The organism is Stutzerimonas zhaodongensis, assembly GCF_003696365.1.
GTDB classification, from domain to species: domain Bacteria; phylum Pseudomonadota; class Gammaproteobacteria; order Pseudomonadales; family Pseudomonadaceae; genus Stutzerimonas; species Stutzerimonas zhaodongensis.
The window spans coordinates 1,488,012-1,509,590 of sequence record NZ_RFFM01000001.1 but is presented as its reverse complement, the minus strand read 5'-3'; the positions used below and the strand labels follow the sequence as shown (position 1 = coordinate 1,509,590).

Below are 21,579 nucleotides of genomic sequence, written 5' to 3'. Positions count from 1 at the left end.
TAACGGGCCGTTTGGGACTGGCCGCCGGGCGAGTCGTATACACGTCTCGTCATTAAACGTGTCAGCACCTTTTGATTGTGGCTTGACCACAGAAAGCGAGGAAGCTGCGCAAGCTATTCTGGGTCTTTAAACGCGAAAGTTTTTCGTTCACGCAAATAAATGATTCCTTATCCTATTCGCGATTGATTATTATCCGTTGCCCGCGGATTCGTGTGACCTGATGTAACAAAAAATCATAAGACTCGCGGTTGCCACCACCTAACAACAGAGGACCTCGAGTATGACTGGTAGTAAGGCCGGGCTTTGCAAGACACAGACACCTTGGCGACGTACCACCACCGCGTTTCTGTGCTGTGCGGTAGCCGCTCCCCTGAGCGTCAACGCACAAGAGTCGGCCCGCAAGGAGAGCGACGAACCGTTTCGCCTGGCGCCCATCATCGTCAACGCCAACGCATCTGCCGGTGATGATTCCAGCACTGTTGTCGCTCAGGAGCTCTGGGTTGGCGGTAAGGTACCCACCAGCATTCTCAACACGCCCGCTTCGGTTTCGGTGGTGACTCAAAAGGAAATTGAGCAGCGCAGTGCCAGCACCACCGAAGAGGTTCTGCAGTACACGCCTGGTGTTATCACCGATTTCTACGGTACTGACGACCGCAACGACTATTTCAAAATTCGCGGTTTCCAGGCCACAACCTACCGTGACGGGTTAACCCTCGGCTCCATGCGCGGTGTGCGCGAAGAACCCTTCGCCTATGAACGTATCGAGATCCTGCGTGGCGCCAACTCCACGCTGTTCGGCCCGGCTGATCCAGGCGGCTCGGTGAACTTCGTGAGCAAGAAGCCGCGTTTCGATAAGTTCGGTCAGGGCTATGTGACTTACGGCTCCTTCAATCACATTGAAACAGGCATCGATGTCGGCGATTCGTTGAACGAAGACCAGACACTGGCCTACCGGCTGACCGGAAAAATCCAAGACAGCGATCGCGAGTACGACCATTCTCAGGACGATGACAAATTTGTGATGGGCGGGCTGACCTGGGCACCGACTGCCTTTACTTCAGCCACGGTCATCGTCGACCACCTCAAGCGTGAGGGCACCCCGAATAGCGGTGGGTATCCGCTGGACAGGGAATACGACCGTAAGGATTTCTTCGGCGAGCCTGACTACAACTTTCACGACGTCGAACGCACCAGCATCAGTGGCAACTTTACTCACGACTTCGACAACGGTTTCATCGTGCGCAGCAACCTACGCTACAGCGAACTTACCGATGATTTCGGCTACGTGTATCTAAGTGATTTTGCGGGACTCACCGGGACCTCGGTCAATCGCTATCTGTTCGGTACTGACAGCGAAGCGGACCAGATCAATGGCAACTTGATGCTGCAATACGATGCCCGCTTCGAGAATATCGACAGCAGTACTATCGTTGGGGTCGAATACCGCGATGCGTCGTCGGAGGATAGTTCCGTATACGCGGTGACGTCACCGATCGATATTGCGAACCCGGTGTACAGCGGTGCTCCGGCTGCGGTTGCACCCTATAGCCGCAACAAGCAGGACTACACCACCAAGTCAGTGTTCGTGCAGCAGAACCTGTCCTTCTACGAGCGCTTTATCGTCACAGCCGGTATGCGCAACGACTCGCTGGACCTTACGAGCACCGATATCACTAATGTGAAAGCCTCTGACAATTTCTCGGAAAACTCCATTCGCGGTGCGCTGACGTACCTGGTCAATGACGAAATTTCCACCTACATAAGCATGGTCGAGTCCGTCGCTCCGCCTCAGATCGGCGTCACGCCTGAGCGCGGTAAACAGTACGAAGTAGGCGTGAAATACTCTCCCGCAGGGATGAATGCGCTGTTCTCGGCAGCAATTTACGACCTGACCCAGGAAGACATCACTATCGCGGTCGTACAGCCCAGCGGCGCAATCGAGCGAGAAACCGTTGGTGAATCGCGGGTACGTGGCCTTGATCTTGAAGCCAAGGCTGAAATAACTCAGAACCTGAGCCTGATCGGCGGTTATTCCTATATGGAGTCAGAGGTTCTTCGTGGAACGTTGCGCAGTGGCGCGCCGCTCAAAGGTAATGAGTTTGAAGCGGCACCGAAGCACTCCGCGTCGCTGTGGAGTTACTACACCTTGCCAGGCACTGAAATGAGCGTTGGCCTTGGTGCTCGCTATACCGGTGCCTATTACTTCAACCCTGCCAACACTGCCAAGAGCGAAGCAGCTACGTTGTTCGACGCGGCTTTCAATTACCGGATCTTCCGAGATACTGATCTGGCGATCAACGTCAGTAACCTGCTGGATGAGCAGCACGTGGTGGGCTCCGGTACCGCGGACTACTACAACCCAGGCCGCGAAATCACCGCAAAGGTTAGTTATAACTGGTAAGCGAGGAGGGCATCATTGTCCTGGCGACCCACATGGGTTGCCAGGTTTGGCCCTGTACCTTACGGCTCGCTTCTCCGAGTTGTGATTGCGCTAACAAGCGCAAGTCCTATTCAGCTATTGCGTTCAGCCGAACGGCTACCCGCCGTCCTTGCAAAGCGAACGCTCTTGGTACGGTATGAATGTCCGGTAGCCAGCCGTTGCCCCGCTACCGTCGCGTCTTTGGTCCATTGCTCAAATGCTCTTCTGCGACCGGCTACGCATCATCGATGCCCCACCCATACCACGTGGGTACCAAACAAGGGTCAGCGCCAACCGGCTTCTGCGCTCCGGGCTGTCCATTTGAATTGACCAATGCGCTCCGCCTGGTTTGCGTTCAATCATACAGATCTGCCGTTAAGTGGCAGGCCAGGTTTTAGGCAGGTAAGCCTTCCAGACGACCTTGGTTGTTACGTATAATGCGAACGATTCGCATAATCAATAACATTCCATGGACGCTGACAGATGTCGATCAACACGCTTGCCCAGCTAGCCCCAGCCGCTCAACCGAAACTCACCTTCCGACCGCTCGCGCTGGTCGTTCACCTACTCGCAGCTGGCGGGGTCGCCGCAGGCACGCCTGCGTATGCACAAGTGAGCGCGCCAACCGAAGCGGAGGAGACGACCACCCTCGAAACTGTCACCGTCACTGGTGAGGCGGTGCGGGAGGTGACGGAAGGGACTGGCGCTTATACTACCGGCGCCGCGCGCACCTCCACGCCTCTCAGCATGTCCCTTCGCGAAACGCCGCAGTCTGTCAGCGTTGTAACGCAGCAGCGTATGGAAGATCAGGACATGCAAACCATCCTGGATGTGGTCAATAACACCACCGGTGTTTCGGTCAGCCGTTATGAAACCGATCGAGCACAGTTCAATGCACGTGGCTTTGCGATCAATTCATTGATGATCGATGGCGTGCCGACAATCTGGGAGCAGCCCTGGAGCTCGGGCGAAATGTTCAGCAGTCTGTCGATGTATGACCGCGTGGAAGTAGTGCGCGGCGCGAATGGACTGATGGCGGGGGCGGGCGATCCGTCTGCTTCGCTCAACCTGGTACGCAAGCGTGCAAACAACCGCGAGTTGACTGGCTCGGTCGGAGTCAGCGCTGGGAGTTGGGATACCTATGGCACCGAGGGTGACCTGTCGTTCGCGCTCAACGAGGCGGGCACGGTGCGAGCCCGCTTGGTGGGTGAATTCAACGAAGGCGACAGCTGGATCGACCTGAAGGCCAAGCAACGTGAAACCTTCTACGGCACCGTGGACGTCGACCTCTCTTCGGATACCACGCTCTGGTTCGGCTTGAGCCGACAGCAGAACGACTCCGACTCGCCAATGTGGGGCGGCCTGCCAATCTGGTATGCAGACGGCAGCCGGACGAACTGGAGCCGCTCCAAAACCACTTCCGCCAAGTGGAGCAAGTGGGACAGCACTTATGAAACCTACTTCATCAATCTGGACCACCGCTTCGCCAACGACTGGGAACTCAACCTGAGCTACAACCGTGGCGAACGCGATTCCGACTCTTACCTTCTGTACCTTTCGGGGAACCCTGGGCGGGACGGCAGCTCGGCGATGTCGTCATTTCCTGGCTCCTATAAGACTGAAACCGTGCAAGACGACTACAGCATCCGCCTTGGCGGGCCTGTGATGCTGTTCGGGCGCGAGCATGAGGTCGCCTTCGGCTACATCTATAGCCAGCAGGATTTCAATGCCGACTCGCGCGCTGCGCAGGGCGGCTTTGGTGGCGTCGCCAATTTCGATAGCTATGACGGCAACTTCCAGGCGCCGATTTGGAGTGGGTTGACGCCATACAGTTACGGCGACTTGACGCAAAAGGGCTTGTACGGCGTGACCCGTCTGAATGTGACCGACGATTTGAAGGTGATTCTAGGGGCGCGCGACAATCGCTACGAGAAGACCAGCGACGACACGCCATTCACATCGCCCTCCCGACTGGACGAGCATGAACTGACGCCATACGCCGGCATCGTCTACGACCTCACCGAAAACTTTTCGGCCTACGCCAGCTACACCGATATCTTTCAGCCCCAGGCCCGGCGGGACATCAGCGGTCAGCAGCTGGCATCGGTCATTGGTGAAAGCTACGAGACGGGCCTCAAGGCTGAGTTCTTTGAAGGTCGGTTGAACGCTTCTGCGGCGATATTCAAGATCAAGCAGGATGGCCTAGGCGAGAGCACGGGGGTGGCCATTCCCGGTGGAATGGCCGGTGAGTTTGCCTACGAGGCCATCGACGTGACCAGCGAGGGCTTCGAGCTGGAGGTTTCCGGCGAGCTGGCACCGGGTTGGAACCTCATGGCGGGCTACACCCAGTTCGAGGTCGAAGACCCGGATGGTAATGCCCGCAGCACGCGTTTCCCGACCAAGCTGCTGCGCACCTTCACGACCTATCGCATGCCTGGCGCCCTCAGCAAGCTGACCATTGGCGGTGGGGTTAACTGGCAGGACAGCATTTATACCTATGCCACCAATCCGGCCGGCACCAGGGAGAAGATCGAGCAGGAAGCCTATGCGCTGGTTAACCTGATGGCGCGCTACGAGGTGACGGACAACCTCACCGCGCAGCTGAACGTCGACAATCTGACCGATGAGGAGTACTTCGATATGTTCGAGGCTTATGGCGCGCTGACGTATGGAGCGCCTCGTAGTGTCACTGCTTCTGCGAAGTACCGCTTCTAATCGACGCGGTTGAACGCCAGCCGACCAGGCGTGCTCATGTAGCGCTCAAGGAAAGCCCCGGCCGAGAGGCCCGGGCTTTTTCGCTACGGATCGAAGTGCTCGCGACTTTCAACGCTGTAGCAGGTAATGCTTAAGGCCCGGCCGGGCGTGCTATTCACAGGCGTTCCTATCGGTCGTCCACGCTCAGGGGGCTGCGCCCAGGCGCGCATCGAAAGGCCTGGAGCCTCGACTCGTGATTTCTCATGGATGGACTCGTGCAGCGCAGTGCGGCTTAGCCATCTGTACAGGCGCACAACGCGCAATGATGCGATGGCAACCTTAAAGGGGTCAGGCCAGCGCGGCGGCTGACCAGATCAGTCCGCCTATCAAGGGCAGGCCCACCGCCAGACGCGGCGCGTAGGGCAGCAACAACAACAGCGCAAACCCAGTCAGCGAAATAAGGCCGAACCAGCCGACCACCGCCATGCCGCCAGGCCAGACCTGGGCGGACGCATAGGCGGCCAGCCCGAGCAGAAGAGCGCCTGACGGGCCACAAAAGTGTCTGGCCAACGCCGGCACGCTCGGGTTGACCAGCTGTTTCCAGTGGCGCTCCTTGGCGAGGCAAAACCCAAGCATTCCCGCATAGGCAAGCAGAAGGCTGGCGCACAGGGCTGATCCATTCATGACGAAGCTCCGGCGACCGGGTGATCGAGTCGAGCCGAGCGGGCCTTTCGCGCGGCAACCACTGTTGGGATTTTCCATACGGTCCATCCCAGTAACAGCCCGATCAAGGCAACGCTACCGAGCAGCGAAAGCCGCATGGCATCCAGCGAAGCGTGGGTCGTCCAAAGGTCCAGCACCGGCAGCGTGAAGGCCATCAATGCGGCGGCCGAGAGCTGCTCGCGCCAGGCGAATAGCGGCTTGCGCAGCCAGGCGTGAAGCCAGCCCAGTGCCCAGATGCCGAAGAACAACCGCAGCTCCCAATCCTGGCGCCCAGCCAGCTCAGCCGGCAGCAACCGGTTGCCCCACAGAAGCGCAACACAGGCCAGTGAAAGCCCTGCGATCACCGCAACGTTCAGGCTCTCCACAACCCGCAGGAACTGTGGATTGGCCTTGGCCTGCTTGCGTTGCTTGACCGCGTAGAGCACCAGCCCGGTTCCAATCATGGCGCAGCTGATCAAGCCGCAAATGAAATACAGCCAGCGCATCGGATAGCCGCCGAACTGCGCAAAATGCAGACCGGCAATCACCCGTTGGGTCAGCTGGCTGGTGCGTGACGGTTCAGGCGCCTGGAGCAGCTCGCCGTTGGCGCCGTTGAAGATAATCCCGTCGCCCTTATTGAGCTCGATGCGATTGCCCAGCACTGGGCGCGCCAGGACTTTGGCATCGGAGCGGCCCGGGTTGAGCACGGCCAAGCTGCCGATCATGCCTGCGCCGTAGTGGTCCTCGGCACGGCTGACGAAGTCACCCAGTGGCAGCAAAGCCGCTGTTGGTGCCGAAACCCGTTCGCCACCACGGCCTTCGCCGCGTAGTGCTTGCTGTGCCGCCCATGCCGGTTGCGCTTCATTGAAAAATGCCTGGGCATCACCGTCATACAGCGCATCCACCGCAGCAGGCATATAGAGCACAAAGAAAATCGCCAGCCCTGTGTAGGTGATCATCAGGTGGAACGGCAGCAGCAGGACGGCACTGGCATTATGAGCGTCGAGCCATGAGCGCTGTCCTTTCGCTGGGCGAAAGGTGAAGAACTCCTTGAAGATTTTCTTGTGGATGATGATGCCGCTTAACAGCGCCACCAGCATCGCCATGGCCGCGAATCCCACGACCCATACTCCCAGCGTGCGCGGCAGATGCAGGGTGTAGTGGAAGTGGAAGAAGAAGTTGCCGCCTATGGTTTTGCGCGGCTCGATCGTCTCTCCGGTCAAAGGGTCGAGATGAGTGACGCCTTCACCACCACGGCGTCGTTCACCGACCGAAACGGCCAGGTCAGGCACGCGTGCGGTTGGCAGGCTGATGTTCCAGTTCGTTTCGTCCGCGTGTCGCTCGGCCAGCCAGCGCTGGGCCGCATTCGCCGCCTCCGCTGCCGGTTGTGCTTGATCTGTCAGCTCCGGCTGCATCCACCAGTTGATCTCCTTGTCGAACACCGCAAGCGTGCCGGTGAGGAAGATGGCGAATAGCATCCAGCCGATCAGCAACCCGCACCAGGTGTGGAGCCACGACATGGATTGCGTCAGGCTGCCTTTCATCCCAGCACCTCCATCAGTTGCGGCCAGAAACCGATGATCGCCAAAGGAATGGCGACCCCTACACCCGTCAGCACCCGCCGCAGTGAAGTCGCTGCGTACGCCCAGAGTATGAACAGCAGATACACCACGAACGACAGCAGAGAAGCTGTGGTAACGGCGTCCACCGGGTCGGCCGGCAGCAATCGTGCGAACGCAGCGGTAAAGGCATAGGTAAAGGCGTAACCGCCCAGAAGGGCCAGCCCAGTGCGGGCCGCGATGGCAGGCCAGGCGCTTCGCGATTGAGTGGCAGAACGAGTCACGACGGGTTTCCGAGTAAGGTTTATACGATAAATGCCCAACCGTGTTTAAACGGCCGGGCATTGTTGATTTGATGAACGCGCTGGGCCTAAGCCCACACGCTATGCCCTAAGGGACATATCGTTAACGCAAGTCTACTGGGACCCAGCAGGGCGCACTGCCTGGCAGAGATGTCTTTCTCATCTCGCCTCAGAATGAGACGTTCATCCCGACCGTGTACCGACGTCCATCAAGGACGGTTTCATGACTGGTGTATTCAATCTGCTCATTGAAAATGTTGTAAACGCCAGCGAGCAGCTTGACGTTGTGGGTGACGTCGTAGGTACCGCCCAGGTCGACCAGCGTGTACGAAGGGGTGCTCTTGGCCATGCTTGTGCGTGACAGATATTCGGATGTTTCGCTGCGGTAATTGAGTCTCGCCCAGGTGCCGAGGCGGTCGCTGGTTTGCCAGTCCAGCGTGGTGTTGAACATGTGCTTGGGCATCTGGTTGAGAGGCTCGCCGCGGAACTCGCCGCTGCGCTGTTCCGATTCGGTGTAGGTGTAGTTGGCACCCAGGGAGACACTCTCTGTGATCGCCCAGTCGAAGGTTGCCTCGACGCCGCGCATGCGAGCCTCGTCGACGTTCACTCGGTCACTGATGAAGCGGTACGCCTCGCCGTTGGCAATGCACTGGCCGGACGCGTTGCCGGTGGTATCCGAGCAGCGGCGAAGCTCGGTGATCTTGTCCTTGAAGTCGGTGTTGAACAGTGTCACGCCAGCCGACAGGCCGTTCAGGCTGTCCCATAGCACGCCGATTTCCTGGCTCAGGCTCTCTTCTGGCTTGAGCGCCGAATTGCCTACGATCACCGCCGGGTCGCCCCGGCCCCCACCCGTGATCTGTCCCCAGTTATCTACCGCCGAGCGAATGTCTGGCGAACGGTAGCCGCTGGATACACCGCCTTTGATCGTCCATTGCTCTGCCGCTTGCCATACGCCATAGACGCGGGGGGACCAATGGGTGCCGTAGTTCTCGTCACGATCCATTCGCAGCCCGGTGGTCAGCGCGAAACTGTCGGTCAGGCTCCATTCGTCCTCGGCAAACAGTGCCCAGGACCAGCGTGTCAGCCGGGTCAGGTCTTCGGCACCGGCCAGCTGATTACCCTTGTCCGAAAGGTCCTCGTACTTGTATTGGCCGCCGAGCGTGGCGACGTGGTCACCTAGAAACAGGGAAGTCTGGGTATTGAATACGCTGTTCTCCAGCTCCATCTCGCGGCCAGGGTTCTCGATGCGCTCCTGCTGCACATAGCTCTCCGACTGGCCCGACTCCCAGCGGCCTGTGTGGCTGATGGAGTAATGAGTACGGTCATAATCCGATAGTGAGTCGCTGTTGCTTGTACCAGATCTGCCTACGCTGGCGTTGCGTTCCTGCTCGGTCCTTCCCACCTCCAGCACGAGGTCGTTGGCCTCGTTCGGCGTGAAGGACAATTTGGCCGTTCCGCTATCGGTCTTCTGCTCGTTGAAACCGCGAGGAATGTCATCTTCGTCGCGCCGCGACGTCTGTCCGTATACCTGGAGCCCCAGCAGGCCGTCGACCAGAGGGCCGGACAGGTGCCCGTTGAGGGTGTGGTAGTCGCCGGAGTCGGAGCGGTCCTGGAAGGTCTTTTCCGTCCGCAGGCCGCCGTGCCAGGTGTCGGCGACCTTGCGTGTGATGATATTGATCACACCGCCCATGGCATCCGATCCGTAAAGCGACGACATCGGGCCACGCACCACCTCGATCCGCTCGATGGCTTCAAGCGGCGGCGTCCAGCCCTGCTCGATGCCTGGCCCATCACTGTTGGGGCGCGTTGCGCGCGACTCCATGCGTTTGCCGTCGATTAGGATCAGGGTGTACTTGGACGCCATGCCGCGAATGCTGATATCGCTGGAGCTGGCGCCGCCAGTGACAACGACGCCGGGAATGTCGCGAAGCGCATCTGTGACGTCACGGTAGGATTTCTTTGCCAGCGCCTCCCGAGTAACGACGGAGATGGAGGCGGGCGCCTGCTTTACCTGTTGCTCGAAACCCGATGCAGTTACGACGACATTCCCTAGCTCGACCTGCTCCTGGGCGTTGACCGGTGCGCTTATCCACGTTGTAACTGCAATAGCGCAAGCCAGCCGATGTCGATTGAAGGTCACCATGTACTGCCATCTCCGTGAGAAAACTGAGGTCAGCTGCAGCCACGAGAGCGCGGCCCTATGCGTGTGCTTAACGACTTGAGTCGCCAAACCGAGCGTAATGCTAAGCATTCTCATTTGAGAGTAAAGCGCATTTACAATCTATACACTTCGCAGCTGAATCGTCATCCGCAGGCCTGGTTCGCTGTTTTCAGCCCAGATGCTGCCGCCTTGCATCAGCACCATGCCGCGCGCGATTGCCAAGCCCAGTCCGAAGCCGTCGCCGCCAGGTCGCGCGGCGCTGAGCCGGGCGAAAGGTCGGAAGATCACCGGCAGCTGATCCTCGGGTACGCCGGGCCCCTGGTCTTCGATTCGCAATCGCCAGGATTCGCCGTCGCGCTCGGCCCACAGACAGATGGACGCCCCGGCGGGGGAGTAGCGAATGGCATTTCGCAGAATGTTTTCCATTGCCTGAGCCAGAGCGTTGAGGTTGCCGAGCACCCGGCAGTCATCGGGCACTCTTGCCTGGATACGCTCGCGCGGCCAGCCCGCTTCGAAACAGGCGTTTTCGCAGAGCAGGTCCCAAAGCGCTGCCACTTCCACCGGTTCGCACTCGAAACGAGGCTGTTCTGAGTCCAGCCAGGCGAACTCCAGGGTGCTGTCCACCAACTGCTGCATGCTGGTGATTTCCCGATCTGTGCGGCGGCGCATTTCATCCGCGTTCAGGTCGCTTTCGCAGGCCACACGCAATCGGCTGAGCGGCGTGCGAAGTTCGTGGGAAAGATCGCGCAGCAACTGCTGTTGCTGGGTAATGGAGTCGCGCAGGCGCCGCGTGAGGTATTCCAGCGATCGGCCAAGCTCACCGAGTTCATCGCTGCGCCGCGCAATCGAGGGCGGCAACAGGGAATCGAGTCGGTTGCTTTGTAGTGCATTGGCCTGTTGGCGCAAACGGTCCAGCGGAGAAACCAGAAGGCGGTAGAGCAACCAGCAGAACAGCATCGACAGCAGGATCAGCGGCAGATACACCCCGCCAGCGGTCAGCAGTGCATGATTGCGCCAAGGCCGGAAGCGCTCCGGCAACCGCATCATCAGCTGCGCGCCGGTGCCCTCCAGCGGTATCGAGACCAGCGGCAGCCCCTCGTAGCGGCGGCTCATCGGCCAATCGTAGTGCCGAACGAAGGTGAGCATCTGCCGCTCCTCGTCGCTCAGCTTCTGGCCGCCCAGCGGCTGCAACTGATCATCCACGACGACCAGCCAGCTCGACTCTCGCGCCCGCATATCCGCCAGCCATTGTGCCAACGCCTGTGGCCCGATCTGCAGAGCTGTGCGTGCCTGGTCGGCATAGCCGGACAGGGTATTTAGCGCCTCATCGGAGAGGTAGGAGCTGGTACGGTCGATCTGACGTCCCACGTATCCGCTGGCCCAGATCATCGAGAGGCAGAAGCCGGCGACCAGCACCACGAGACGCCAGAACAGTGAATGTCGGTTGGGCATCAATTGGTCTGCACCTCCAGCACGTAGCCCTTGCCCCATACCGATTCCAGGCGCAACGGCAGGATCTGCTCGCGGGCGAGCTTCCGGCGGATATTGCTGATGTGCATGTCCAGGCTGCGGTCATGTTGTGAGTAGCCACGTCGCAATGCCTGCTGATAGAGGAAGGGTTTGCTCAGCACTTCGCCAGCGGCCTCGTGAAGCACCTTCATCAGCCGGAATTCGGTGGCCGTCAGCCCGACCCAGCGCCCCTCGAAACGCAGGTCGCAGCGCTGATCGTCGAAGCGCATCGACTCGTTGTCCGCCGCAGCAGGGGCGCTGCGTTCGTAGGCCACGCGGCGCAGAATGGCGGCAATGCGCACCTGTAATTCCGCGATGCTGAATGGCTTGGGCAGGTAGTCATCGGCGCCGCTGTCGAACCCCTGAATGCGATGCGCTTCGTTGCCCAGTGCCGACATCATCAGCACCGGCGTACGGCTGTGTGCCCGCAGGCAGGTGAGCACGTCCATGCCGCTGAGTTCGGGCAGCATCACGTCCAGCAGAATCAGGTCGTACGCCGACTCACGCGCGAGTGCCAGTCCAGTTACGCCGTTATCTGCGAGCGTGACCTGAAAACCATGGCTCTCCAGTGAGTTCTTCAGATGGGTGCGAAGAATCGGATCGTCTTCGATGGCGAGGATCTGTCGCGTTGCTGCAGCAGGCATGCGGGGTCCAGTGCAAATAAGAACGATTATAGATTGCGAGGGTGATGCGTCGGCAAGAGGCTCAGCACTCTTACCGCAAGGTGCCGCGCGACACTCGACTTGTGTGCCATTGGCGGTGCATCTTCACCAGATCGCCGAACCTGCTTACTGGAGCCTCCATGCGTCAGCTGTCATTTCTCGCCCTTTCACTGGCTCTGCTGTGCGGCAGTGGTGTCGTCTTGGCTGCCGGAGAGCAAACGCAGTTGATCGAGTCGATCAATGCCTACCGCAGCCAGGTGCAGCGCTGCGATGACCGCGCCAGTGAAGAACTCACGCCATTGCAGCCAGATGCTCGGCTGGTCCTGCCCGCGACAGGCGCCGGCGATCTGCAAGGCGCGCTTGCCCGTGCCGGTTACCCGATGGTCAACGTGCAGGCGGTCAGCCTGTCCGGCCCTCGCGACCCTCAAGCGGCGATGCAGGCGCTGAAGACGAGTTTTTGCCGCGTGGTGCTCGATCCTCAATATTCCGAGATTGGCGTCAGTCGCGAGGGGCGTGATTGGCGCATCGTCGTCGCGCGACCCTTGCTGGGCGGGCATCTGAAAGACAGCCAGAGTGAGGGACAGGGATTGCTTGCAGAAATCAACCGAGTTCGTGCTTCCGCTCGCCAATGCGGCGGCAAGCCTTTTGCGGCGGCTCCGCCGCTGAGCTGGAACACGGCCCTTGCCAGTCTCGCTGAAATCCACGGTCGCGCGATGGCCAACGGCAATTTCTTCAGCCACCTCGACGCGGATGGCCGCACGCCGGGAGACCGCGCAGAACTCGCCGGCTATACCGGTTCGCCTGTGGGGCAGAACATTGCTGCAGCACTGGACCGGCCCAGTCTGGTTGTCGATGGCTGGCTCGCCAGCCCAGGCCACTGCGCTAACCTGATGAATCCACAGTTCAGCGAGATGGGTGCCGCCTACGCCGTCGATCCGCGCAGTGATGCCGGCATCTACTGGGTCGGGATGTTTGGCGGGCAGTGAGCCTAGGTGTCGTCAATCCAACAGGGCTGCCGATCGTCCGAACGAATGCTGCTGGCGCGTGCTCGAAATTGCAGGCGTCGAGCAGTGATTCGATAGCCAACGGCTGGAAACTCCCCCATCACTCGAAGGAGATCGCAGACATGATTGACCCAAAAGATCCGCTCAAGGATGGCGTGACCCCACCTGACCACGGTGAGTACGGCGACGTGCCGGACTCGGCAGAGGGCACCGATCCGGATGAGCGCGGCGACGTGAAGAACGAACCGAACCCAGGCGAGAGCCCGCTCGGTTAGTGCCCGCGAGCGCCGTGGGTGTGACGAGTGCACGCGGCCCGCTGGACAATAATCGCCTCAAGCCCTAAAAAGACGCGCGCTGTGCCCGGCGGTAATGATCGTTCCGGCACCCAGGCTCATCAATGAGGCAGTGGATTGTGAAAAAGAAGAAGTCCGTGGACCCCGTGCGTCAGGCTGAAAAGAATCGTGCACACCGGATTGGCTGGGTGATTGCGCTGGCGGGAATCGTAGCTGGGTTCGTGCTGCTCATGATGAAACAGGCCTGATCCTGCGCGGCGCGGGCTTCGGCGCAGCATCATCTTGCCTGGCGAGGTAACCGATTGAGTAGCAATCGCCGCAGCCCAATGCTCCGAATGGCAGCGGGCGACTTGTGCGACCCACCGAATAGCCTGTACTGGTCACGCGTTCAACAGCTGTGCCTGTCTCTTGCAGGAACCGCCGCTGAGAATGACGCCATCTAATCAGCCGCTGCCTCGCACCGAGCCCTGCATGCACATCGCCATTTTGACGTTCGACGGTTTCAACGAGCTGGATTCGCTCATCGCCTTGGGCATCCTCAATCGCATCAAGCAACCGGAATGGCGGGTTTCACTGGCCTCTCCCTGCGAGATGGTCACCTCGATGAATGGCGTCCAGCTGCATCGACATGTGCCATTGGATGGGATACATAACTGTGACGCCGTGCTGGTCGGCAGCGGCATCAAGACCCGCGAGATCGCAGAGGATGCCGCGCTGATGCAAATGCTGGCGCAACTCGATTCGACACGGCAGCTGATCGGTGCGCAATGTTCCGGCACCTTGTTACTGGCAAATTCCGGCCTGCTGAACGGAGTCCCCGGATGTACCGACCTCACCACTAAGCCGTGGGTGCAAGAGGCTGGGATCGAGGTGCTGGAGCAGCCGTTCTTCGCGAGGGGCAATCTGGCGACAGCGGGCGGCTGTCTCGCCTCCATTTACCTGGCAGCCTGGACCATTGCCCGCCTGGCTGGTCGAAAAGCTGCGGCCGAGGCGTTGCACTATGTTGCGCCGGTTGGGGAGAAGGGCGCGTACGTCGAGCGCGCGATGGGCAACATCGAACCCTATCTGCCGTAGTGCCTGAGACGCAGAGATTCCCACGCCGCGCGTGGGAATTCTCGACAGCAGGGCGATCAGGCGAACACGAAGTACTTACGCACGGTTTCGACGACTTCCCAGGTGCCGGTCATGCCCGGCTCTACCACGAAGATGTCGCCAGCCCTGAGGTGGATGGGCTGCATGCCGTCTGGGGTGATGATGCAATAGCCTTCCTGGAAATGGCAGTACTCCCATTTGACGTACTCAACACGCCATTTCCCGGGTGTGCAAATCCAGGTGCCCATGATCTTGCTGCCATCATCGGAGGTATAGGCGTTCAGGTTCACGGTATGCGGGTCGCCTTCTATGCGCTCCCACTTGCAGGCGTCGACGACGGGCATTGGCTGAGTGTCACGAAGTACGGTGATAGGTGCGTTGGCCATGAGTGCTCCGGGTGAGGGTATGGGCCGCTCACGTTACAAGGGGGCTACCTTGGCCAATTGTCTGGGGTCGACACCTTGATGCTCATCTGCGCTGTAAACCGGGTGCGGATGCCGCTTCACTGACCGCCTGCCTTCGTGCGCGACAGGGCGGCCTCAGCAATGAACCGCGGAACGATCAACGCCTCAGCAAGGTTTGCGTGCTGCGCCAAAACCGGGGCCGGAGCGGGTGTTGTTGCCCTTCGCCAGGCGGTCGTACAGCACTACGTTGACCGTCGCCGCGAGATTCATGCAGCCGTTCGTGGGGATGTACACGACGTCTTCGCACCAGTCACGGATCTCCTTGCTCAGTGACCCATCTTCGGCACCGAAGATGTACAACGCGCGATCTGGGTGCGTGTACTCGGGAAGGGCGCGCGCACCCTCGACCAACTCCACCGCAACAGGTACGCAACCGAGTGGCAGAATCTTGCGCAGGTCATCGATATTGATCAGCGGAATGTCCTGATGGACTTTCTTGGTGTCGGTGACGAAATCCCTGGCGCGGTCATAGCGAGTCCCGGTGTAAAACACCGATGCCGCGCCGTAGCAGCCAGCGGCACGCATGATCGCGCCTACGTTGGAGGGCGATTTCGGGTTGCTCAGGCCGATGCAGGCGTATCGTTTGTTGCTCACGGGGCAAGACTCGCGCGGAAAACACGCGAGTATACGGGACAGCCCGGGTGTCGGTCGGCGCCGAGGCGCCGGGCCGCGATCAGGGGATCAGTTTGTTGGCGCGCAGCTTCTCGAAAACCTCGAAGAAGGCTTCGTCACTGGCCTGGTAATCCGTGAAACCGAGCGTGCGGCTCTTCGACATGTCCGTCACCACCTCGATGGGGCGCCCCAGATCGGCATCGGTGTGCCACGGCGAAATGAGTTTGCCGATGTCCGCTTCGGCCAGCCCGGACTGTCTCGACAGCTCTGCCCAGACTTCCGCATCGTTTGCCATCTGCCGTTCCAGCGGAGCCGGTTGACCGTCGAACGGTGCTGCTTCGATGCCAAACCATTGGGCGATGCGTGACCACATCCACTTCCAGCGGAACACGTCGCCATTGACGATATTGAAGGCCTGATTCGCTGCTGCCGGTGTGGTCGAGGCCCAGCGCAGATGCCGAGCCAGCTGACCTGCATCGGTCATGTCGGTCAGGCTGTTCCATTGCACCTCCGAACCCGGGAAACGGAATGGACGGCCGGTGAAACGGCAGATCGAGGCGTAGACGGCCAGCGTGGTCGCCATGTTCATCGCGTTGCCCACCGCCATGCCGGTAATGGTGTGCGGCCGGTGCACACTCCAGGTGAAGCCGTCCCGGTCGGCTGCTGCAAACACCTCGTCTTCCTGGGCGTAATAGAAATTCTCGACGTCGAGCCGCCCCTGTTCCTCACGAAACGGCGTCTGCGGTAGTGAGCCCTTACCGTAGGCTTCGAACGGGCCGAGGTAATGCTTGAGGCCGGTAACCAGCGCGACATGGCGAACCGAGCCGGATGCTCGGACGGCTTCGAGCACGTTGCGAACCATCTGCGCATTGACGCGGATGTTCTCCGCCTCGCTGGCTTGCCGAGCCCAGGTGGTCAGAAAGATATGCGTGGGCGAAACCTCAGCCAGCGCCGAGGCTAGGGCCTTCGGGTCCAGCAGGTCCGCGCTGATCGGCGTGACACCCGATTCCTGATTCGGTCGACGGGCCAGCCCGGCGACCGCCCAACCTTCATCGGCCAGCAGGCGAGACACCGCACTGCCTACAATGCCGCTCGACCCGACCACCAGTGCTTGATTTGTCATACTCAGACCCCAAAAAGCGAAACAGACCTGCACCTTACCCACTCGAAAATGCCGATCCAAGTCGGCACCAAATGGTAACCATCCCCCATGCAACCCGGATCTGACGAAGAACAATGGCGCGAAGACTGCGCGCCAAGGCGCGTGCTCGAGATCTTCTCGACCAAGTGGACGAGCATGATTTTGCATACGCTGCACGCGCGCCATGACGGCATAGCGCGGAGCGGGGCGCTGCATCGCAGCCTCCCGGGAATCTCCAAGAAGATGCTGGTGCAAACGCTGCGAGAGCTGGAAGCGAGCGGCCTGATCGAGCGGCACACACTGGACTCGGTTCCCCCAGCGGTCAGCTACGCACTGTCGCCGCTTGGCAAACTCATGGTTCAGCCAATCGAGATGATTTACGAGTGGGCCCGGCAGAACGCCCCCGCGCTGGACCAGCTGCAGCCACGAAGCACGTCACGCAGGCGGGGCCAATCCGAGTAGCTGAAACGTTACGGCAGGCGCTCGGCCATCTACGAGCGCCCCCGCACGCTGTTTTATGGTGTATCGCTTCACACTTTCTACACCCGACGCCGCCGCTTTCGACTCCTGCAAGGTTCGAGAAAGGTAGGGCGAATTCAATGGCGAGCTGAGCGGCGCATCAACGCGATTATTCGTGGCGGGGCTCAGGCGCTGACCGCACAAGCGGCCTGCGCTCATCTTCAGACCAGAAAGGATTTACCGTGTTGATCAAGAAATCTCTGCGCGCGCTGCTGTTGGGTTGCAGCCTGCTGAGTGCGACGTGCTGGGCGGATATGGCGCCCCTGGAAATCATGAACATGGCGGGCCTGCAGCGCAGCCTGGGGCAGATCGTGGCCAAGGACTACCTGATGATCGGCGCGGGCGTGAAAGTGGACGAAGCCACCGAACAACGTAACGCGAGCCTGGCGCTGTTCGAAGATCATCACGCCCAGCTAAAAGCGGCTGCGCCCAACGACGCCATCCGTGTCGCGTTGAAGGAAGTGGAGCGCACCTGGGCCGATTACCGCGCCCTGGCGGCCGGTACGCCCGACAAGTCACAGGCTCCGGTCGTACTGGCGAAGGCAGAAGAACTGGTCCGGCAGACTCAGCAGGTCACGGATCTGTTCGAGCAGCACAACGGCGACGCCGCTTCGCATTCGATCAACCGCAGTGGCTGGAACCGTGTGCTGACCCAGCGCACCGCAATGTTTTACATGGCCCGCGCCTGGGGCGTGCAGGACCCGGATCTTGAAAAGGAGTTTGCAGCGTCGGTTGAAGAGTTCGGCGTGATCATGAACGAGCTGCAGGCAGCCGATGCGCCCAATGCGGAAATCGCCGAAGCCTTGCGCAAGACTGATGCCCGCTGGAAGTTCGCGAGCAAAGCGTTCACCTCCAAGCAGTTCGTGCCCACCATCGTGGCAGTAAATGCCGAATCGATGTTCCGTCAGCTCAACGAAATGACCCGCCTCTACGCTGGCTTGCACGACAACCGTCTGTAAATCTTGTCATCTCGCGCCTGAGCAACAGGCGCGCCCTGACTGGCGGGCTGTTCGGCCTTCGCCAGCCAACCTCAGCTGCATTCGGCAGAGGCTACATGCGCAGAAGCGTTTCGTGATCAATCGAGGATCACGGCGTGGCCCTCCAGTGGATTGATATCGCCTTTTATCAAGGATTCAGCCAGTGCCTTGGCCGCTTCAATGCCGTCGTGCTCGTTCACCTGCATCCACGGCTGCTGCTCATCGCTTACCCGGTTGATGAAGGCCAGCTGTGCCTCGTTGAAGCGGCGTGTCACCTCGGCCGGGCCCCAGTCAGCGTTGCGCTTCTTGATCTGATAGGGCGCGAAATAGGGCTGCGGCTGCGGACCTGCCAACGTCTGGTCACGTTTGCTGTATTCATGGCTTTGGGCAGACCCGGCGTAGCAGTCGTACACCAGTGCGTCCTTGAAGTGCCCGTGAATCTGCTGGCGAAGGCTGGCGCTACCGGAGAAGTCCACGTAGAGCGTGGGCACGCTCGGGTCCAGCGAAGCGAGCTGGTCGTAGGCCAACGCTTGGCGGTAGCAGCCGAGACGCTGCACGAAGTCAGTATTGCCGGCCGATGTCAGGCCGATGACCTGCACGGCGGGATTGCCCTCCAGACAGAACGCAGTGCCGTATGCCGTCTTGCTGGAGGCGCTGGAGATCACTACCTGACGCGCTCCAAAAAAGGCGTTGTCATCAAGGAAGTCGGCCAGCATGAAGGAGGTGATGAATAGCGGGCGCAACAACATCTGGTAGTTCTCGCTCTCGGCGCGGTAGGCGTCGTCGCTGCTGATGCGCTGGTACTGGTTGTAAGCCGAGGTGAGTTCGAGTCGATGCTCGGCACCGTCGTAGAAACCGCGCTCGGAGACTCGCACCGGTTGCATGACCAGATGGCTGGCGATCGGCCAGAAGCCATAGAAGCGTTCGCCCTTCGCCAGGCCGTCGACGGTGCTGTCCATTACCTCGGCAAACCCCCAGGCGGGCATGTGGAACCACTCGGCATCGCCGGTAGAGAAGAAGTCCCAGTAGCGCAGATGAGGGGTTTCACCGAATGCGGCGTAGGTAACGTTGTTCGTGGTCAGTGCCAGTCGGCTGATACGCAGCAGGGCTTCGCCGGACTTCAGCTCCGGCATCTCCAGGGTATGAATGCGGGTCTGCTGCATGTCTTTCTTGTTGTTCTGCAACTGGCGGATGACGCTCATCGATGGCACCTTGGTTTCGTAAAAATGGACGTCTTCGACTGTAGCCCTTTCGTCTCACTGCCGGGTTCGGATTTCATGAGCACACGATTGCCAAGCGCCAAGCCGCTCAAACGGCCCACTCAGCAGCGTGCCAAGGCCACCGTTCAGGCGATTTTCGATAGCTATGTTCGGATTTGGCAGCGTGACGGCTGGTCTCGAATGACGACCCGCGCGGTTGCCCTGGAAGCGGGGGTGGCCATCGGCACCCTGTACGATTACTTCCCCAACAAACACGCGCTGCACTCGGGCTACGTGCGTTATTGCGTCGAGCAGCTGCTGCGCGCCATCGACGCGCAAGCGGTAGCGCCAACCGCGCTTGCCTGGCCCGAGCGCATTCGCCGACTGGTGCGCGCGCTGGCCGGGGTCGAGCCGCAGCTGCCATGGTTTCATCCGGACATGCTCGAGCTGGAGATGCTGGTGGCCGAGCCCAAGCACCAGCGCCGGGTCTATGAGGACCTGCTGGGAGCCTGGCAGCGAGTCATCGACGTGGCGACCGATATGCCGGCGCGGCCCTCTGCTGACACCCTTGAAGCATTACATCTTTCGGTCTGGGGTGGCCGCCGCTACGCCATGCTGGTGCAGCTCGAAGCGGATCGTATGCACGCCTGGGCCGGCTGCATGGAGCAGCTGTGCCTGCGCGCACTCGCGGGCGATACAGCCTGACCCCTCGCACGGCTAGCGATCACCAGAACGCATGAGCGATCGCAAAATTGCTGTCTGACGTCGAAATTCTTCTCTTTTGTTCGACTATCAAGACAAAGCGAACCAGAGGAGAACAGCAATGCCTAGCACTATCCGCCTTCACCGCGTCTTGAAAACCACGCCGGATCGCCTCTACCGGGCCTTTCTGGATGCTGACGCCAAGGCCAAATGGATGCCGCCGAACGGCTTCACCGGCAAGGTGCATGAGCTCGATGCCCGTGTTGGTGGCCGCTACAGGATGTCCTTTACCAATTTCACCACGGGCACCAGCCACAGCTTCGCAGGCCAGTACCTCGAGCTGTTGGAAAACCAGCGAATCCGCTATGAAGACACCTTCGACGATCCGTCCCTGCCGGGTAGCATGCAGGTGACAGTGACCTTAACGCCGGTTTCTTGCGGCACCGAGCTGAACATCGTCCAGGAGGGCGTCCCGGATCCGATTCCAGCTGAAGCCTGCTACCTGGGCTGGCAGGAATCACTGTCGCAGCTGGCCAAGCTGGTCGAGCCAGAGATTCCGGATGAATGATTGCCGGCATGCATGAGGATGATGGCGGGCTTGAGATATGATGCGCGCCCGCCAACGCCCCCACACCCGGAACATCAGCCCACATGCCCGGCAATGCGCTCTATACCGACCTGTCGGGTTACTACGACCTCATGTGCGCCGACATTGACTACAGGGCGCAAAGCCACTGTATTCATCGGCTTCAACAGCTGCTCGGCAACGGCGCAAACCGGCACCTGGATCTCGCCTGCGGGACCGGGCCGCATGTTCGTCATTTCATCGACGCGGGCTATCAGAGCAGTGGTCTCGACATCAACCAGCCCATGCTGGACAGAGCGGCGATCCGCTGCCCGCAAGCCTGTTTTTCCCGACAGGACATGTGCAGTTTTACGTCGACTCAGCCGGTCGACCTGATCACCTGCTTTCTTTATTCCATCCACTACAGCGCCAGCATCGAGCGGTTGAAAGCCTGTATCGCCAGCGTGCATGCCGCGCTGGTGCCCGGTGGACTGTTCTGCTTCAACGCCGTCGACAAGCACACCATCGACAATCGTTCTTTTGTATCGCACAGCGCTACGCACGCCGATGGATTGTTCACTTTCAGTTCTCGCTGGCATTACGCAGGCGCGGGTGAAAGTCAGCTGCTCAAGCTTCGCATCGAGCGAACCGTTTCCGGCCAAAGCCAGGTATGGCAAGACGAGCACCCTATGGTTGCCGTGAGTTTCAGCGAGCTATCAGAGCTGCTCCAACCCTACTTCGAGGTCCATGTGCTCGAGCATGATTATCAGAAGATCGCTCCCTGGGATGGTGTGTCGGGGAACGCGCTATTCGCCTGCGTCAAGGCGTAACAAGCAGCGACGCAGCCGCTCTCGTCACTGCTGACCCCTCATTTAGAAGCGATGACCGAAAGCGGCTATCGGTCCGATAGGAAAATTCGATAAAGACGCCTCAAAACGGGTGCCAGGTGCCTGCATGCCCCGTAATCTGGCCATCTCTGGCGTATCGGTTTATCAGTCAGGTG

21 protein-coding genes are annotated in these 21,579 nt (G+C 60.1%); 11 read left to right on the top strand and 10 right to left on the bottom strand.

Annotated features, from left to right (window positions below):
• The first annotated feature begins 280 nt into the window (after window positions 1-280).
• Complete coding sequence (locus tag EA797_RS06880) at window positions 281-2,401, top strand: TonB-dependent siderophore receptor (protein WP_122164373.1); 2,121 nt, start codon at window positions 281-283, stop codon at window positions 2,399-2,401.
• A 501-nt stretch (window positions 2,402-2,902) separates the two neighbouring features.
• The gene (locus EA797_RS06875) at window positions 2,903-5,134 is read left to right on the top strand and encodes a TonB-dependent siderophore receptor (protein WP_122164372.1); all 2,232 of its coding nucleotides are present in this window, start codon (window positions 2,903-2,905) and stop codon (window positions 5,132-5,134) included.
• Between the two features lie 327 nt (window positions 5,135-5,461).
• Here EA797_RS06875 and EA797_RS06870 read toward each other — a convergent pair whose 3' ends face one another.
• From EA797_RS06870 to EA797_RS06845, 6 genes are all read right to left on the bottom strand, one after another.
• Window positions 5,462-5,797, bottom strand: coding sequence for a DUF3325 domain-containing protein (locus EA797_RS06870; protein WP_122164371.1), 336 nt, complete (start codon window positions 5,795-5,797; stop codon window positions 5,462-5,464).
• Window positions 5,794-7,359: a PepSY-associated TM helix domain-containing protein gene (locus tag EA797_RS06865; RefSeq protein WP_122164370.1), complete on the bottom strand. Its 1,566-nt coding sequence runs from the start codon at window positions 7,357-7,359 to the stop codon at window positions 5,794-5,796. The genes EA797_RS06870 and EA797_RS06865 overlap by 4 nt, the downstream gene beginning before the upstream one ends.
• Window positions 7,356-7,658 carry an iron transporter gene (locus EA797_RS06860; RefSeq protein ID WP_122164369.1) on the bottom strand — a complete coding sequence of 101 codons (303 nt, stop codon included), beginning with the start codon at window positions 7,656-7,658 and terminating at the stop codon, window positions 7,356-7,358. The genes EA797_RS06865 and EA797_RS06860 overlap by 4 nt, the downstream gene beginning before the upstream one ends.
• 187 nt (window positions 7,659-7,845) lie before the next feature.
• Entirely contained in the window at window positions 7,846-9,819 is a 1,974-nt protein-coding gene (locus tag EA797_RS06855) for a ligand-gated channel protein (RefSeq protein ID WP_122164368.1), read from the bottom strand.
• A 138-nt stretch (window positions 9,820-9,957) separates the two neighbouring features.
• Complete coding sequence (locus EA797_RS06850; protein WP_122164367.1) at window positions 9,958-11,289, bottom strand: sensor histidine kinase; 1,332 nt, start codon at window positions 11,287-11,289, stop codon at window positions 9,958-9,960.
• Window positions 11,289-11,990 carry a response regulator transcription factor gene (locus tag EA797_RS06845; RefSeq protein WP_122164366.1) on the bottom strand — a complete coding sequence of 234 codons (702 nt, stop codon included), beginning with the start codon at window positions 11,988-11,990 and terminating at the stop codon, window positions 11,289-11,291. The genes EA797_RS06850 and EA797_RS06845 overlap by 1 nt, the downstream gene beginning before the upstream one ends.
• Before the next feature lie 158 nt (window positions 11,991-12,148).
• Between EA797_RS06845 and EA797_RS06840 the strand changes: the two genes are divergently transcribed.
• The 4 genes from EA797_RS06840 (at window position 12,149) to EA797_RS06835 (ending at window position 14,379) form a co-directional block, all read left to right on the top strand.
• Complete coding sequence (locus EA797_RS06840; protein WP_122164365.1) at window positions 12,149-12,994, top strand: CAP domain-containing protein; 846 nt, start codon at window positions 12,149-12,151, stop codon at window positions 12,992-12,994.
• 140 nt (window positions 12,995-13,134) lie between these two features.
• Window positions 13,135-13,287 (top strand): hypothetical protein, encoded by a 153-nt coding sequence (locus tag EA797_RS21780; RefSeq protein ID WP_167468774.1) that lies wholly within the window; start codon window positions 13,135-13,137, stop codon window positions 13,285-13,287.
• 122 nt (window positions 13,288-13,409) lie between these two features.
• On the top strand, window positions 13,410-13,553 hold the full coding sequence (locus EA797_RS21775; protein ID WP_167468754.1) for a hypothetical protein: 144 nt from the start codon (window positions 13,410-13,412) through the stop codon (window positions 13,551-13,553).
• A gap of 223 nt (window positions 13,554-13,776) precedes the next feature.
• Window positions 13,777-14,379: a DJ-1/PfpI family protein gene (locus EA797_RS06835; protein ID WP_122164725.1), complete on the top strand. Its 603-nt coding sequence runs from the start codon at window positions 13,777-13,779 to the stop codon at window positions 14,377-14,379.
• A 56-nt stretch (window positions 14,380-14,435) separates the two neighbouring features.
• Here the strand turns inward: EA797_RS06835 and EA797_RS06830 are convergent, their stop codons facing one another.
• The 3 genes from EA797_RS06830 to EA797_RS06820 form a co-directional block, all read right to left on the bottom strand.
• Complete coding sequence (locus EA797_RS06830; protein ID WP_122164364.1) at window positions 14,436-14,783, bottom strand: cupin domain-containing protein; 348 nt, start codon at window positions 14,781-14,783, stop codon at window positions 14,436-14,438.
• A 183-nt stretch (window positions 14,784-14,966) separates the two neighbouring features.
• Window positions 14,967-15,455 carry an RNA methyltransferase gene (locus EA797_RS06825; RefSeq protein WP_122164363.1) on the bottom strand — a complete coding sequence of 163 codons (489 nt, stop codon included), beginning with the start codon at window positions 15,453-15,455 and terminating at the stop codon, window positions 14,967-14,969.
• Window positions 15,456-15,534: 79 nt separating this feature from the next.
• Window positions 15,535-16,596 (bottom strand): SDR family oxidoreductase, encoded by a 1,062-nt coding sequence (locus tag EA797_RS06820; RefSeq protein ID WP_122164362.1) that lies wholly within the window; start codon window positions 16,594-16,596, stop codon window positions 15,535-15,537.
• 87 nt (window positions 16,597-16,683) lie between these two features.
• On the opposite strand from EA797_RS06820, the gene EA797_RS06815 reads away from it, so the two are divergent.
• Window positions 16,684-17,076, top strand: a complete 393-nt coding sequence (locus EA797_RS06815; protein ID WP_122164361.1) for a winged helix-turn-helix transcriptional regulator — start codon at window positions 16,684-16,686, stop codon at window positions 17,074-17,076.
• Window positions 17,077-17,315: 239 nt separating this feature from the next.
• Complete coding sequence (locus EA797_RS06810; protein ID WP_244214067.1) at window positions 17,316-18,092, top strand: hypothetical protein; 777 nt, start codon at window positions 17,316-17,318, stop codon at window positions 18,090-18,092.
• A gap of 116 nt (window positions 18,093-18,208) precedes the next feature.
• Here EA797_RS06810 and EA797_RS06805 read toward each other — a convergent pair whose 3' ends face one another.
• Entirely contained in the window at window positions 18,209-19,312 is a 1,104-nt protein-coding gene (locus tag EA797_RS06805) for a DUF2855 family protein (RefSeq protein ID WP_122164360.1), read from the bottom strand.
• A gap of 75 nt (window positions 19,313-19,387) precedes the next feature.
• Between EA797_RS06805 and EA797_RS06800 the strand changes: the two genes are divergently transcribed.
• The 3 genes from EA797_RS06800 to EA797_RS06790 all read left to right on the top strand — a co-directional run bounded on the left by EA797_RS06800 (window position 19,388) and on the right by EA797_RS06790 (window position 21,406).
• Window positions 19,388-20,014, top strand: a complete 627-nt coding sequence (locus EA797_RS06800) for a TetR/AcrR family transcriptional regulator (RefSeq protein WP_244214066.1) — start codon at window positions 19,388-19,390, stop codon at window positions 20,012-20,014.
• A 118-nt stretch (window positions 20,015-20,132) separates the two neighbouring features.
• On the top strand, window positions 20,133-20,579 hold the full coding sequence (locus EA797_RS06795) for an SRPBCC family protein (protein ID WP_122164359.1): 447 nt from the start codon (window positions 20,133-20,135) through the stop codon (window positions 20,577-20,579).
• Window positions 20,580-20,662: 83 nt separating this feature from the next.
• Entirely contained in the window at window positions 20,663-21,406 is a 744-nt protein-coding gene (locus tag EA797_RS06790) for a class I SAM-dependent DNA methyltransferase (RefSeq protein ID WP_122164358.1), read from the top strand.
• Window positions 21,407-21,579 lie beyond the last annotated feature (173 nt).